The sequence below is a fragment of the Bartonella sp. TT110JLCBS genome, assembly GCF_042193405.1.
Lineage (GTDB): Bacteria > Pseudomonadota > Alphaproteobacteria > Rhizobiales > Rhizobiaceae > Bartonella.
In genome coordinates, this window is sequence record NZ_JBHILT010000336.1 from 1 (window position 1) to 510 (window position 510).

Annotated in this window: 1 pseudogene; it reads left to right on the forward strand. The window is 34.7% G+C overall.

What is annotated here, in order from left to right:
• Positions 1–261 precede the first annotated feature (261 nt).
• A pseudogene (locus tag ACFILW_RS11190) lies at positions 262–510 on the forward strand (hypothetical protein); the annotation flags it as partial.

The window sequence follows — 510 nt, forward strand, 5'->3', positions numbered from 1 at the left end:
TTATTGCTTCGCTTTATGCAGGTGTAGGAGTTGATATTCTACTACTAGGTAATGAATATGTTATTATTAGTTTGAACAGAGCACTTGATTCAACAAACATTTGGTTTGGAGCTGGCTTAATGTCTGTTCAAAACTTTTAAAAACATACAGGTTTAATTATGATAACTATATCAAAAAACACCTCCGTTATTTCTTTCATTGCAAATGAAACCGCTCCTGTTAATCAGAAAAAACCATCCAAAATATGAATAGATCAATCAAATGGATTTCGTGACTGGTAATATATATATATATTATCGCATTCGTGCTTTAAAAGATTTTGGTGATGTGAAAAAAGGTGACCTCGGTGGCTATATCGAAAATGAAAGCAACTTATCTCACTATGGCAATTGCTGGGTTTATGATGATGCCTGTGTCTGTAAAAATGCACTGATTTCTGATAATGCAAGAATACGCCATCTTTCTCATGTGCGTGGTCAAGTCTATGGCAATGCTGAGGTCTATGGCAAG